Source organism: Duncaniella sp., from assembly GCF_029054785.1.
In the GTDB taxonomy this organism is placed as follows: domain Bacteria; phylum Bacteroidota; class Bacteroidia; order Bacteroidales; family Muribaculaceae; genus Duncaniella.
Genome location: NZ_JAIDEN010000147.1, coordinates 24,702 through 38,354, shown reverse-complemented (window position 1 = coordinate 38,354; position 13,653 = coordinate 24,702). Strand labels below are relative to the sequence as shown.

Genomic DNA, 13,653 nt, shown 5'->3' with positions numbered 1-13,653 from the left:
CGAAGGAAAACTTTGGTGCATGTATTCATACGCGTTTGATTTAGAGATTTGATGCGAAGGTAGGTAGTGTTCAAATGGTGGACTCAGACACCCGGTTAAGGGTAATTCCCACCGATAATCCACCGTAGTTCCACCGCGTCAAATCTTGGGTGGAGCAAACAGATTATCAAGCTCTTGCTTTGATATTTTGACGATTCTTCCGACTTTGATTTTGCTTATGCCGTAGGTCTTTACATAATGATAAATCTGGTCGCGTGTCATGCTGTATTTTTCCATAGCTTCCGGAATCGTATAGTACTCCGGCTCATTGACAGCAACACCTTTCGCCTTGTCGAAATGCCATTTCGAATAGCGGGCCTCGCAACCAACTTTCATTTTCGGGATTCTCTCTTTTGAGACAAGATTGTAGATTGCCGAGAGCGTCATACCATAACGCTCCTGAATCTCCGCTGCCGTGTACCATTCGGTAATTTCTTCTTTCGGGGCAGACTTGGCAAAGAACCGCTCGATGTGCGGCTTGCTCCACAGAGTTTTTCCTCGTTGGGTTATCTTTGGGAAGTTGTTTTCTTTCGTCGCCTTGAATAGCCACGAATTACTGATGCCGAATTTCTCCAGCACCTCTTTTGTGGTATAGAACTCCGTTATAGGTTGCTTCTCCTTTGCCGGACGTAACTGATAAAGATGTGAACCATCGAAAAGAGAATCAAGGCTATTTCTGCTGATAAGAGTTTTTCCCTTGAACTGGAAACAAGGGATAGAATTAGCGGCGAGATAATTGTAGATTGAAGCCCTACATACTCCGAGAAGTCTGGCACATTGAACCGGAGTTATGAATAGGCGTTTGTCATCGCTCATTTGAGGCATTGATGCCTTGGCTTGTTCACGCTCGACATGCTGTTTGCGCTTCGCATCCTTGTAGGAGTGTTCGGCGCATCTTTTACAGCAATAACGTGTCGTACATTTTCTTGCTATGAACGTGCTGCCACACCATTCACAGGTCTTGGTGATTTCGATTGTACTGCTCATTTTACGTTGTTATTTCTGTTAATTTTCTGTTAAAAGTGTCTAACCGCGTCTATTGGTGTCTAAGGATGTCTAAACCCTCTACTGCCTCTCTGACAGGTTAGCCCCGATTGAGTAACGAGATACAATCGGGATACAAAAATGGGCGTAAAATCGAGCAGAAACGGTTAAAACCGAGAAATGCGGCAACAAAAATGGCACCCCGTAAAGAGTGCCATACTAATAGATTATGCTATTTTGTAATCGTTTCTAACTATATAGTCACTTTCCGATGCAGAAGTTTTCGAAGATGGAGGTGAGGAGGTCGGTGGTGGTGATGGTGCCGGTGATGGCGGAGAGGTGGTGGATGGTTTCGCGGAGATCCTGGGCTATGAAGTCGCCGGAGAGGTTGGCCTGAAGGCCGTCAAGGACCCTTTGCAACGATTCGGCGGCGTGGGTGAGGGCTTCATAGTGACGTGCATTGGTTACAATCAGATCGGTTTCTGAGGATGTGTCAACGCCTGAATGTGCATGCAGCGCCTGGGTGAGCTGATCAAGGTTGTGACCGGTCGCAGCCGAGATTTTTATCGGCTCTGTGGGGGCAATGTGTGATTCTGCGCAGAGAGTAGGGCTGTTTGCAGCCGGGTCAAGCAGGTCGGTTTTGTTGAGCACTGTGAGCAGTGCGGTGCCCTCTGCAAGATGCTTTGTGATCTCCGAGTGAAGCTCAGAGAGTTTATCGGAGGAGATATCAGGAGTTGTCAGCCAGATAACAATCCGGGCGCGGTTGATAGCCTCGTAGGAGCGTTCGATACCAAGATTTTCGACATGGTCTTTTGTCTTGCGCAGTCCGGCAGTGTCGATGAAGCGGTAGAGCACACCGTTGATTTCAATCGTGTCCTCGATCGTGTCTCGTGTGGTTCCGGGAATATCGCTGACGATTGCCCGTGATTCGTTGAGCAGGGCGTTGAGCAGAGTGGATTTTCCTGCGTTTGGTTCGCCTACAATGGCTACCGGGATGCCGTCTTTCAGGGCGCTTCCGGTCGAGAATGTCGCAGCCAGGCGGCTGATGTTGCCATGAAGTTCCTGGGTCAGTTCCGCCAAGTGTCGGCGTGATGCGAACTCAACGTCTTCCTCCGAAAAGTCTAATTCCAGTTCCAGCAGGGAGGCTATTTCAATCAGTTTCTCCCTGATAGATCCGATTCGTTTTGAGAAATCGCCTCTCATCTGGGAGGCGGCAAGGCGATGGGCGCTGCGTGATGAGGATGCGATCACGTCGGCCACGGCTTCAGCCTGTGCGAGGTCAAGTTTTCCATTGGCAAAGGCCCTGCGGGTATATTCGCCTGGCTGGGCAAGGCGGCAACCGGTCCGAATCAGCAGGTTGATCAGCTCGCGCTGTATCCAGACAGATCCGTGGACCGAGATTTCGACAACGTCTTCTCCGGTAAATGACCGTGGACCGCGAAACACGGTTGCAACTCCGGTGTCAAGAGGTTCGTCTGGATTCGCCGGATCTATGATGGTGCCTAAATGTGCGGTGTGGGAGCCTGCCTCGCAGAGTTTTTTCCCTTGCCATATCCTGTCGACAATGCCGACGGCCTCAGGGCCGCTGACGCGAACCACGGCAATGCCTCCTCTGCCCGGTGCGGTAGAGATGGCGCAGATAGTGTCGGAATCTAAATACTGGTACATATATGCAAAATTAGTAATTTATTCCCAACATGCAAAACAGGCTATCGCGGTGGAGAGTCGCGATAGCCTGCGGTGGAAGATATTAAGGTAGAAGAATGCTCGATGGATCTACTAATCTTCTGATTGTGCTTTTTCGGCATATTCTTTCAGGAGTTTTTCCTGAACATCAGCCGGAACAAGCTCATAGGATGCAAATTTCATTGTGAATGCCGAGCGTCCGCCGGTGATTGATGACAATGCGGTGGAGTACGACGACATTTCTTTCAGAGGCACTCTGGCAGAGATCTTTTCAAAACCATTGTCGCTTGACATACCCATTATGATCGCACGACGGCCCTGAAGGTCGCTCATTACATCGCCCATCACATCGCCGGGTACCATGACCTCAACGTCGTAGACCGGTTCAAGCACTTTGGGATTGGCGTTGCGGAATGCTTCGCTGAAAGCGTTGCGGCCTGCCAGACGGAATGAGATTTCGTTTGAATCAACTGGGTGCATTTTGCCGTCATAGATGCATACTCTCACGTCGCGGGCATAGCTTCCTGTCAGCGGTCCTTGTTCCATACGGTCCATCAGACCTTTGACGATTGCCGGGATGAAGCGGGCGTCAATAGCACCGCCGACGATACAGTTGTGGACCACGAGCTTGCCGCCCCATGCCAGCGGCAGTTCCTGGGTGTCGCGGACGCTCATCTTGTATTCCTGATTGCCGAACTTATAAGTGTCGGGTGCAGGCATGCCTTCGGTATATGGTTCAATGATCAGATGCACTTCGCCAAACTGGCCTGCGCCACCCGACTGTTTCTTGTGGCGGTAGTCAGCACGTGCGGCTTTGGTGATGGTTTCGCGGTAGGGGATGCGCGGTTCGTCAAAGATGATCGGCAGTTTGTCGTTGTTTTCCACGCGCCATTTCAGTGTGCGCAGGTGGAATTCTCCCTGTCCTGACAGGATTATCTGTTTCAGTTCTTTTGACTGCTCGATTACCCACGTCGGGTCTTCTTCGTGCATACGGGTGAGGATTCCCATGAGTTTTTCAGAATCACTCTCGGTCACCGGACGGATCGCACGGCGGTATTTCGGTTCGGGGAAGCGGATGAAATCAAAGCTGTAATCGCAGTCCTTGCCGTCAAGGGTGTTGCCTGTGCGGACATCTTTCAGTTTGACGGTAGCGCCGATATCACCGGCGCAGAGTTTGTCGACCTGAGTCTTGATGCTGCCGCAGACACAATAGATCTGGGCTATTCTTTCGCGTGAGCCGCGGGTGACATTTTCGAGATCGACTCCGGGTGTGAGAGTGCCGGACATTACCTTGAAGTAGCTGACTTCGCCGATGTGAGGCTCTACGGTTGTCTTGAAGAAATATAGCGAGAGAGGACCGTTGCTGTCGGGCTTGACTTCGACACCTTCAGATGTTTCAGGAGCCGGCATATCTTCAACGAAGGGCACCACATTGCCGAGGAATTCCATCATACGGCGGACACCCATGTCCTTGGCCGCGCTTACGCAGAACACCGGATAGATCGAGCGGTCGATCAGGCCTTTTCGGATACCCTCGCGCATCTCGTCTTCTGTCAGGTGGCCCTGGTCGAAGAATTTTTCCATGAGAGTCTCGTCATTCTCGGCAGCGGCTTCAACGAGCGCCTGATGGAGTTCTTTGGCTTTCTCCATTTCTTCTGCCGGAATATCCTCAATGGTCGGGGTGCCGCCGTCGGGTCCCCATGAATATTTTTTCATCAGCAGCACGTCAATCATGGCATTGAACCCTGCGCCGCACTGGAGGGGATACTGGATGGCCACGATCTTGTTGCCGAAATGTTCGCGCATCTGCTCCATTACATTCTCATAGTCGGCCTTGTCGCCGTCGAGCTGGTTGAGAGCGAAGATAACGGGCTTTTTCAATGATTGAGTGGTGCGGAATATGTTCTGGGTTCCGACCTCGACTCCATATTGCGAGTTGATCAGGATGACACCCGTATCGGTCACATTAAGGGCGGTGATCGCATTTCCGACAAAATCGTCTGCGCCGGGACAGTCTATCACATTAAGTTTCTTCCCAAGGAATTCTGCATAAAAAACTGTCGAGAACACGCTGTAACCATATTCTTTCTCAACCGGAAACGAATCACTTACAGTGTTTTTCCCTTCAATGGTGCCGCGGCGTTTTATAACTCCACACTCGTAGAGCATAGCTTCGGCGAGTGTGGTTTTACCTGAGCCTTTGCTACCAAGCAAGGCAATGTTTTTAATCTCGTTTGTTTGATAGACCTTCATATTTTATTTAGGTTTTAGTTTTAGGTAAGAAGAAAACGTCCGCAAAATAGTAATAAATTTTCGTTTTCGGCCCGCAAAAAAATGTGTTTTACAACATACAGCCGATTTTTATTGTCGTGATGCCATTCCGTCACCATAATATTGCTATCTTTGCGTATCCTTAGACCAACCTATATTTATGGATATTACCAAACCCTGTATCATCCCTCTGCCGCGCATATATGATCCTCGCGGAAGTCTGACTTTCGTGCAGGACAATGACCAGATTCCCTTTGAGATCGCCCGTTGCTACTGGACCTACGATGTCCCGGCGGGCGAAGCTCGCGGCGGCCATTCCCATAAAGAAGCGAAATCGCTGCTCGTTGCCGTCAACGGATGTTTCAATGTCAATCTCTTTGACGGAGACACCTGGATGACCTATACGCTCAACCGTCCGTATGAGGGACTGTACATTCCGCCGGGCTATTGGCGCACGTTGGATAATTTTGCTTCAGGCAGTGTGTGTGTGGTGATGACATCAATCCTTTATGATCCCGATGAATATATCCGCGATTATGAGGAATTCAAGCGCATGGCAGCCCGACAGAGAGGAGAGAACCTATGAAACATCCGTTTTTGGACCTCGGATCGGTCAATGAACCATACACCGGCGAGCTTATAGAGGCGGCTGAGCGCGTCATCCGCAGCGGACGCTATATAGGCGGTCCCGAAGTCGAGGCATTTGAATCCATGCTCGGAGAGATGCTTGGCGCACCTTGTGTCATCGGAGTCAGCAACGGCCTCGATGCGCTGAGGCTTATTCTAAGGGCCTATTGCGAGATGGGTGTGTTCCGTAAGGGTGACGAAATCATTTATCCGGCCAACACATATATAGCGTCTGTTCTGGCAATCAGTGATGCCGGCCTGACCCCAGTGGCGGTTGATGTGGATGAGAAAACCATGAATCTTGACACCGCCTTGCTTGCCTCGGCCATCACTCCGCGCACACGTGGGATCATGACGGTGCATCTCTACGGACGTGTGGCCTGGGATTCATCGCTGGTCGATTGCGCCCGTGAGCATGGACTTAAGATAATCGAAGACTGTGCGCAGGCCTTAGGGGCCAGGACTCTCGCCGTCGGGCTGCATGATTCACCTCATGCAGGAGCACTTGGCGATGCCGCCGGAATCAGTTTTTACCCCACAAAGAATGTCGGCGCCCTGGGTGATGGCGGTGCTGTTGTGACCCACGATGCCGAACTGGCAAAAACAGTCCGTGCTCTGGCCAACTATGGCACTGAAAGCCGTTATCACAATATCTACCAAGGCTTCAACTGTCGTCTTGACCCTTTGCAGGCGGCTTTTTTGCGGGTGAAACTGCCTTATCTGAGCCGGGAAAATGCCGACCGCTTTGCCCGTGCGCTGGCTTATCAGCGGACAATCTCTCGTCCGGACATCATATTGCCGTATATGTCAACGGAAGTCACAGATAATGTCTGGCATCAATATGTGGTCCGGGTTGCAGACGGCAAGCGAGATCTTCTGCGTCAGAAGTTGGCGGAATGCGGAGTCGGCACAGACATTCATTATGCAGTCCCCCCGCATTGCCAGCCATGCTATTCCGAACTGTCACATGGTCCGCTTCCGGTGACAGAGCGTCTCGCAGGCGAGATCCTGAGTCTGCCGATAGCGACCGGCACCACCGTAGCCGCAGCCGCCGAGATAGCCCGGATAATTAATGAGATAGAATTGTAAAGATGTTGTTAATCATTCTCTGAGTGACTTTTTACTATGGCAAAGCGAAAAACGAAGAAAAAAGCAAAACGAAATATTTGGCAAACGGCTGTTGTGGCTTTTCTTATAATAGGCTGCGGCTATTTGGCATCGCATCTTAACGGCCAGGAGGCGGGTGGGGCAGAGCTGAGTTGCCACACATCCTCCTATGGAAATCTTCTTGATGTGAAGACCAAGCCTGGCACTCCGTCGGTCTTCAAGAGTTACCGGGGAATGGATCTTTCTTTCAACCCGCAGTATCATATCCCCAACTGGGTTGCCTGGGAACTGACAGCTGACGAGACTGACGGTGCGGCCTCGCGAACCAACAAGTTTTCATCTGATCCCGATGTGGAAGGCTGTGCCGATACCTGGGATTACAGCTATTCGGGATATGACCGCGGCCACATGGCTCCAGCCGGAGACATGAAATGGAGTGCCGAGGCTATGGCGGAGACTTTTTTTCTGACCAATATATGCCCTCAGGCCAAAAGTCTTAATGCCGGATCATGGAAGGGGCTTGAAGAGAAATGCCGGCAGTGGGCTGAAGCCGACAGCGCGATTTATATTGTCTGCGGACCTGTCATTGACGGCAATCCGATCGAATATATCGGCGACTCGCGGGTCTATGTCCCGCGCAGGTTCTTCAAAGCCATCATCTCGCCATATTCTGTGCCGGCGAGAGGGATCGGGTTCATCATGCCCAATGAGAAGGTCAAGGGCGGCATGCAGGCATGTGCTGTGACAATCGACTCGATTGAGGCCCTGACCGGACATGACTTTTTCTCCTCGCTCCCTGACGAGATTGAAAATGAGATAGAAAGCCAGTGCAATTTCCATTATTGGAGCACACATCGCAAGCGGTGATGAAAAAAATAGCGGCTTTCCGCATTATCGCACTAATTTAGGCATGTCGGTATGCTAACTTTGTGCTGTGGTTAAAATCTTGACTAATGGATAAGACAATGACTTCTGTCAGCCTGGAAAATCTTGTGACAGGCTATCGGACCAAAGAAGGATCTGTGGCTATCTCAGGACCGCTGGACGCTGCTCTCAGGCAAGGGGAGCTGACTTGTCTGCTCGGTCCGAACGGTGCCGGCAAATCCACTTTGCTGAAAACTCTTTCAGGTGCGTTGCCCGCTCTTTCAGGAGCGGTAAGGATCGACGGACGCTCCCTGGAAGACTACACTCCGCAGGCGCTGTCAAAGACCGTAGGCGTTGTGCTCACCGAAAAACTTTCATTGGGGAATATGAAAGTCGAGCAGCTCGTTGCGATGGGACGCAGCCCTTACACCGGTTTCTGGGGACGTCTGTCAGATGATGACAGATCCATTGTCGAAGATGCAGTCCGCCTTGTCGGGATCGGACATCTCTGCGGTCGCACTGTGGCTTCTCTCAGCGACGGAGAGCGGCAGAAGGTGATGATCGCCAAGGCACTTGCTCAGGAGACTCCTGTGATCTTCCTCGATGAACCTACGGCATTTCTTGACTTTCCGAGCAAAGTTGAGATCATGCGCCTGTTGCGTTCGCTTTCGCGCCTGAGGCAGACCACGGTGTTCATTTCGACCCACGATCTTGAAATCGCGCTTCAGATCGCAGACCGCGCATGGCTTCTTGACAGACAGCATGGCCTTAAAACGGGAACACCCCGCGAACTGGCCGCGAACGGCAGTCTTGGGGTGTATTTTGACCGTGAAGGTGTCTGTTATGATCCTGCGACCGGCTACTTCCGTATCCGTGTTCAGGATTGACAGCCCCCCTCCGTTAGGATGGAGCGCTGTTAAACAACCTTTTTAAGATTTGTTGGCGCGTTTGCGCTCGATTTCATCAAGGATGATTTTGCGCAGACGGAGATGGTGGGGGGTCACTTCGACATATTCATCCTCCTTGATATATTCAAGAGCCTCTTCAAGCGAGAAGACTACCGGGGGGATGATACGGGCTTTGTCGTCGGCACCGCTTGCGCGCATATTGGTGAGCTTCTTGGATTTTGTGACGTTGACCACAATGTCGTTGTCCTTGGCGTTCTCACCGACAACCTGTCCGGCATACACTTCTTCCTGAGGGAAGATGAAGAATCGGCCGCGGTCCTGAAGTTTGTCGATCGCGTAGGCGTAGGCGGTTCCGCTTTCCATTGCGATGAGTGAGCCGTTTGTGCGGCGTTCGATGTCTCCCTTCCAGGGCTGGTATTCATGGAAGCGGTGGGCCATGATGGCCTCGCCGGCAGATGCGGTCAGCACATTGTTGCGCAGACCGATGATGCCGCGTGAGGGGATGAGGAATTCGATATGGATGCGGTCGTTCTGAGTCATCATCGAGACCATTTCGCCCTTGCGGCGTGTCACCATGTCGATGATTTTTGACGAGTATTCTTCCGGAACGTTGATTGTCAGCATTTCGATCGGCTCGCATTTCTGGCCGTCGATTTCACGGATGATGACCTGAGGCTGTCCGACCTGAAGCTCGAAGCCTTCGCGGCGCATGGTCTCGATGAGCACCGAAAGATGGAGCACACCGCGACCGAACACTGTCCAGGTGTCCTCATGATCGGCTTTGGTCACACGGAGGGCGAGATTGCGGTCAAGCTCCTTGGTGAGGCGGTCATGAATGTGGCGTGAAGTGACATATTTGCCGTCTTTGCCGAAAAACGGACTGTCGTTGATGGTGAATGTCATTGACATTGTCGGCTCGTCGATCGCAATGCGGGGGAGGGCTTCCGGATTGTTGATGTCGGCGACAGTGTCACCGATTTCGAATCCCTCGATGCCTACGAGCGCGCAGATGTCACCGCTCTTGACCGACTGGACTTTTTTGCGGCCCATGCCTTCGAATGTGTGGAGCTCTTTGATGCGCTGACGCACGATGGTGCCGTCTTTCTTGCAGAGAGCGATGTCCTGACCCTCGCGGAGTTCTCCGCGGTGAACCCTGCCGATGGCGATTCGTCCGACATAGCTGCTGAAATCAAGAGAGGTGATCAGCATCTGGGCGTCGCCTTCGATGACTTCCGGTTCCGGAATGTATTTGATGATGGCGTCGAGGACTGCTGTGATGTTGTCTGTCGGCTGAGTATAGTCTGTGCTCATCCAACCCTGTTTTGCCGAGCCGTAGACAGTCGGGAAATCAAGCTGGTCCTCGCTTGCGTCGAGGTTGCACATCAGGTCGAACACCATTTCCTGAACTTCGTCAGGGCGGCAGTTGGGTTTGTCGACTTTGTTGATCACAACAACGGGCTTGAGGCCCATCTGAATGGCTTTCTGAAGCACGAAGCGGGTCTGAGGCATCGGTCCTTCGAAAGCATCGACAAGCAGGAGGCAGCCGTCGGCCATGTTGAGCACTCGTTCAACCTCGCCGCCGAAGTCGGCGTGTCCCGGAGTGTCAATGATGTTGATCTTGTAGTCGTTGTAGTTGATGGAAACGTTTTTGGAGAGGATTGTTATCCCTCGCTCGCGTTCAAGGTCATTGTTGTCAAGGATGAGTTCGCCGGTCGATTGGTTGTCGCGAAACAGTTTGCCGGCCAGTAACATTTTGTCTACGAGCGTGGTTTTGCCGTGGTCCACATGGGCGATAATGGCAATATTTCTAATCTTCTGCATTTTCCAAAAATTTTTCAGGGTGCAAAGTTACAACTATTTTCGCGAATATCAGTAGTGTTGCGCTAAAAATCGGAGTGCAGAGGCTAAAAATCGGAGTTTACAGGCTACGGGTAGGCCCTGATGGTGTGGTCAGTACATCTGATAATCGACCGAGAGCACCTGGAATTCAGTCCGTCGGTTGATCTGATCGGCAATTTCCTGCTCTTCCTCCGGCAGACTTTCGATAAAGGCTGCGTCAAGTGCCTGGCCTTCTTCAAACTGAGGGAACTCGCGGGCAAGGCGTCGGGTGATTTTCTTCGGGCGTGATTTGCCATAACCCTGATATTGCAGACGCTCTGCCGGGATTCCGGCGCTGATGAGATAGTCGACCACGCTTTTGGCTCGCCGTTCGGAAAGGCGGATATTATACTCGTCTGATCCCCAGCGGTCGGTGTGCGATGCCATTTCTATCGTGATGTTCGGATTGTCGCGCAGCATCTGGACCAGGCTGTCAAGCGCGCCTTTTGACTCCGGACGCAGTGTCGCTTTGTCAAAGTCATAGAAGATGTTTTCTACTATATTCGGCTTGGAGATTGAGGCCAGGATGAAATCAATGCCGTAGTCCGCATCCTCTTCCGCCGTGTCGGATGTGAATTCCTGCTTTGCGTTGAGATAGCCTTTGGCTCCTGCAAGCATCACATAGCTGACGCCGCGTTGCAGGGGGAAAGAAAACGATCCGTCATTCTTTGCGACGGCTTTTTGGTTTGATCCGTCGTTGCCCACGATGCGGATGACTGCGTTAGGCACCGGTTCCTCGTCGCGGTCAAGCACCCAGCCGCTGATCTGGATTTTCAGATCAGGGAGTTCGAAGGAATACAGATGGTCATATCCGCGTCCGTCGCCGCGGTTCGAACTGAAATATCCGGCCTCTTTGCCGGGATTGGCGAAAGTGATGCCGAAGTCATCACCTTCGGAGTTGATCGGCGAGCCCATGTTTTCTACCAGCCATCCGCCGGAGGGTGTCAGTGTCGCACGGAATATGTCAAGTCCGCCCATGCCGGGGTGGCCGTCAGATGAAAAATACATTATGGAGTCTGTCAGCATGTAGGGAAACACTTCATCGCCGGGGGTATTGATCGCATCGCCGAGATTTTCAAGACTTCCGGCCCGTTCGTTGAGATTGATCCGCCAGATGTCTTTCCCGCCGTGGCCGGGCATGTCGGAGGTGAAATAGAGATACTCGCCTGAGGGGCTGACTGCCGGATGACCGTAGCTGGAGAGGGTGTCGTTTGTGATGTCGAGTTTCACCGGCGCACTCCATTTGGCATCAGTGCGGCGCGAGGTGTAGATGTCGACTCCGGTGTCTTTTTCAGGTGTGCGTATGGAGCGTGTGAGATACATCGTGGAACCGTCAGGAGAAAACGATATGATTCCTTCGTCCCATTCGGTGTTGAGTTCGCCTTCTACCGCTTCAGGCCTTTGCCAGTCGCCGCGTTCGTTTTTGCGCACCATCCAGATGTCGCTGCGCTTCATGCCGGTGATTTCGCTGCGGTTCGAACCGGTGACTTTTTCGTTGGTGGTTGTGAAGTAGAGAGTCTCGCCGTTGAACATCGGTGAGAAATCCGCACGGCGTGAGTTGAAAAGTTTGGCGTTTCTCACGACGTGGCGTGTCTTGTTGCGCTTCAGTTCGGCTCCTTTGCGGGCACCGAGAAGCCCTTGCCGGGCAGTGTTGTCGTTTGGGTAGAGCCGCAGGTAGTCCTCATAGCTTTTGATGGCCTGGGTGTAGTTGCCCTGGCCGTGCTGGGCGGAGGCAAGACAGAGAAGCAGCGAGGAATCCGGATAGCCGTAACGCAAGGCGTTCTGATAGGCCGCCGCCGCGCGGGCATCCTGGCCAAGCCGGCGGTAACATTCTCCCATTTTCGCGGCGACCTCGGCCCGCTGTGCCCGTTGCTCGCGTGGGTTGAGCTTGTTGTAGACCTTGCGGTAGGTCTTTTGTGCGTCGAAGTATTCGCCACGGGCAAGCTGTTCGTCGGCCACACTCATTTTTGCGCCGGAACAGCTGTTCAGCACTAATGCAGCCAAAAATGTGTATATGATTGTATATATAATAAGGTGAGGTCGACTTGTGGTCATGAATGATGATGGTTTTATATCTGTTCGACATACTTCTGATAATTTAACGCGGAAATCTGAGGAATATTTTATTTTGGAAAAGCGGCGAAATCATTGTATCTTTGTGCGATGATTCAGCATGGCCCGACTTATAAGCCTGAGCACATTCTGACAAATTATAATTGTCAAAAAATCTTTAATATTAAATCACATACCTATGGGTCTTTTTGAAAAACTTACCGCAAACGCCAAAGCGAAGCGTCAACGCATTGTCCTTCCTGAAGGCACTGAACCCCGTACACTCACAGCTGCTGACCGCATTATCGCCGATGGCATCGCTGATATTATCCTGATCGGTGATCCGGCTGAAATCATGACTATGGCCAAGGATCTTAAGCTTGATAACATCGGTCGCGCTACAATCGTCAATCCTGCCGATGAGAAAGTGATTGACAAATATGCTCCTCTCTACTTTGACCTGCGCAAGAAAAAGGGCATCTCAATGGAAGAAGCCCGCATGACTTCCGCCAATCCTCTTTATCTCGGCTGCCTTATGGTGAAGGCCGGTGACGCAGACGGCCAGGTGGCAGGTGCGCTCAACACAACCGGAAATGTGCTTCGTGCTGCATTCCAGGTGATCAAGACAATGCCCGGCATCGACGTGGTTTCCGGTGCGTTTGTAATGGTTCTACCCGAAGATTCTCCTTACGGAACAAACGGTCTGCTCATCTTCGCCGACTGTGCTGTTGTTCCCGAACCCGATGCTGCCCAGCTCGCTCAGATCGCTGTGTCGGCAGGCAAGACCGCGCGTGACATCGCCGGCATCGAACCCCGTGTCGCTATTCTCAGCTTCTCTACCAAGGGCAGTGCCAAGAGCGAGCGTGTCGACAAAGTCATCGAGGCTACAAAGATCGCTCATGAAATGGAACCCTCGCTCATGCTTGACGGCGAACTTCAGGCTGATGCCGCTCTCGTGCCGGGCGTAGCAAACAGCAAGGCTCCCAACAGCCCGCTTTCCGGACGTGCCAATGTTCTGGTGTTCCCCTCGCTCGAAGTAGGCAACATCGCTTACAAGCTCGTGCAGCGTCTTGGTGGTGTTCAGGCTGTCGGTCCCGTTCTTCAGGGTCTCGCCGCTCCGGTCAACGACCTTTCTCGCGGCTGCTATCCCGAAGACATTTACAAGACCATCATCATCACCTGCAACCAGGCAATCGGTCTTAAGGAAAACAACTAATCATCTCCTTTTATAACAGCT

At 52.0% G+C, this 13,653-nt stretch carries 10 protein-coding genes; 5 read left to right on the top strand and 5 right to left on the bottom strand.

From position 1 onward, the window contains the following. Positions 1–138 precede the first annotated feature (138 nt). The 3 genes from K2H17_RS09275 to K2H17_RS09265 all read right to left on the bottom strand — a co-directional run bounded on the left by K2H17_RS09275 (position 139) and on the right by K2H17_RS09265 (position 4,962). Positions 139–1,026 carry a helix-turn-helix domain-containing protein gene (locus tag K2H17_RS09275; RefSeq protein WP_300134013.1) on the bottom strand — a complete coding sequence of 296 codons (888 nt, stop codon included), beginning with the start codon at positions 1,024–1,026 and terminating at the stop codon, positions 139–141. Positions 1,027–1,284: 258 nt separating this feature from the next. Beyond that, on the bottom strand, positions 1,285–2,691 hold the full coding sequence (gene mnmE / locus K2H17_RS09270) for a tRNA uridine-5-carboxymethylaminomethyl(34) synthesis GTPase MnmE (protein ID WP_300134011.1): 1,407 nt from the start codon (positions 2,689–2,691) through the stop codon (positions 1,285–1,287). A gap of 111 nt (positions 2,692–2,802) precedes the next feature. Further along, positions 2,803–4,962 carry an elongation factor G gene (locus K2H17_RS09265; protein ID WP_300134009.1) on the bottom strand — a complete coding sequence of 720 codons (2,160 nt, stop codon included), beginning with the start codon at positions 4,960–4,962 and terminating at the stop codon, positions 2,803–2,805. 178 nt (positions 4,963–5,140) lie between these two features. Between K2H17_RS09265 and K2H17_RS09260 the strand changes: the two genes are divergently transcribed. The 4 genes from K2H17_RS09260 (at position 5,141) to K2H17_RS09245 (ending at position 8,465) form a co-directional block, all read left to right on the top strand. Further along, positions 5,141–5,566 (top strand): FdtA/QdtA family cupin domain-containing protein, encoded by a 426-nt coding sequence (locus tag K2H17_RS09260; protein WP_300134007.1) that lies wholly within the window; start codon positions 5,141–5,143, stop codon positions 5,564–5,566. Next, the gene (locus K2H17_RS09255; protein ID WP_300134006.1) at positions 5,563–6,696 is read left to right on the top strand and encodes a DegT/DnrJ/EryC1/StrS family aminotransferase; all 1,134 of its coding nucleotides are present in this window, start codon (positions 5,563–5,565) and stop codon (positions 6,694–6,696) included. The genes K2H17_RS09260 and K2H17_RS09255 overlap by 4 nt, the downstream gene beginning before the upstream one ends. Positions 6,697–6,789: 93 nt before the next feature. After that, positions 6,790–7,581, top strand: coding sequence for a DNA/RNA non-specific endonuclease (locus K2H17_RS09250; RefSeq protein ID WP_300134004.1), 792 nt, complete (start codon positions 6,790–6,792; stop codon positions 7,579–7,581). A gap of 86 nt (positions 7,582–7,667) precedes the next feature. After that, positions 7,668–8,465 (top strand): ABC transporter ATP-binding protein, encoded by a 798-nt coding sequence (locus K2H17_RS09245; RefSeq protein ID WP_300134002.1) that lies wholly within the window; start codon positions 7,668–7,670, stop codon positions 8,463–8,465. Between the two features lie 42 nt (positions 8,466–8,507). On the opposite strand, the gene typA is transcribed toward K2H17_RS09245, so the two are convergent. Both typA and K2H17_RS09235 read right to left on the bottom strand, forming a co-directional pair. Then, entirely contained in the window at positions 8,508–10,307 is a 1,800-nt protein-coding gene (gene typA / locus K2H17_RS09240; RefSeq protein ID WP_300134000.1) for a translational GTPase TypA, read from the bottom strand. Positions 10,308–10,436: 129 nt separating this feature from the next. Next, positions 10,437–12,368: an OmpA family protein gene (locus K2H17_RS09235; RefSeq protein ID WP_363319935.1), complete on the bottom strand. Its 1,932-nt coding sequence runs from the start codon at positions 12,366–12,368 to the stop codon at positions 10,437–10,439. Positions 12,369–12,615: 247 nt separating this feature from the next. Between K2H17_RS09235 and pta the strand changes: the two genes are divergently transcribed. Further along, the gene (gene pta, locus K2H17_RS09230; protein ID WP_300133997.1) at positions 12,616–13,632 is read left to right on the top strand and encodes a phosphate acetyltransferase; all 1,017 of its coding nucleotides are present in this window, start codon (positions 12,616–12,618) and stop codon (positions 13,630–13,632) included. The last annotated feature ends 21 nt before the right edge of the window (positions 13,633–13,653 follow it).

What these genes read in the sequence shown, in the direction of transcription:
- K2H17_RS09275 (WP_300134013.1), bottom strand. Translation starts at nt 1,026, where the DNA reads ATGAGCAGTACAATCGAAATCACCAAGACCTGTGAATGGTGTGGCAGC.
- mnmE (WP_300134011.1), bottom strand. Translation starts at nt 2,691, where the DNA reads ATGTACCAGTATTTAGATTCCGACACTATCTGCGCCATCTCTACCGCA.
- K2H17_RS09265 (WP_300134009.1), bottom strand. Translation starts at nt 4,962, where the DNA reads ATGAAGGTCTATCAAACAAACGAGATTAAAAACATTGCCTTGCTTGGT.
- K2H17_RS09260 (WP_300134007.1), top strand. Translation starts at nt 5,141, where the DNA reads ATGGATATTACCAAACCCTGTATCATCCCTCTGCCGCGCATATATGAT.
- K2H17_RS09255 (WP_300134006.1), top strand. Translation starts at nt 5,563, where the DNA reads ATGAAACATCCGTTTTTGGACCTCGGATCGGTCAATGAACCATACACC.
- K2H17_RS09245 (WP_300134002.1), top strand. Translation starts at nt 7,668, where the DNA reads ATGGATAAGACAATGACTTCTGTCAGCCTGGAAAATCTTGTGACAGGC.
- typA (WP_300134000.1), bottom strand. Translation starts at nt 10,307, where the DNA reads ATGCAGAAGATTAGAAATATTGCCATTATCGCCCATGTGGACCACGGC.
- pta (WP_300133997.1), top strand. Translation starts at nt 12,616, where the DNA reads ATGGGTCTTTTTGAAAAACTTACCGCAAACGCCAAAGCGAAGCGTCAA.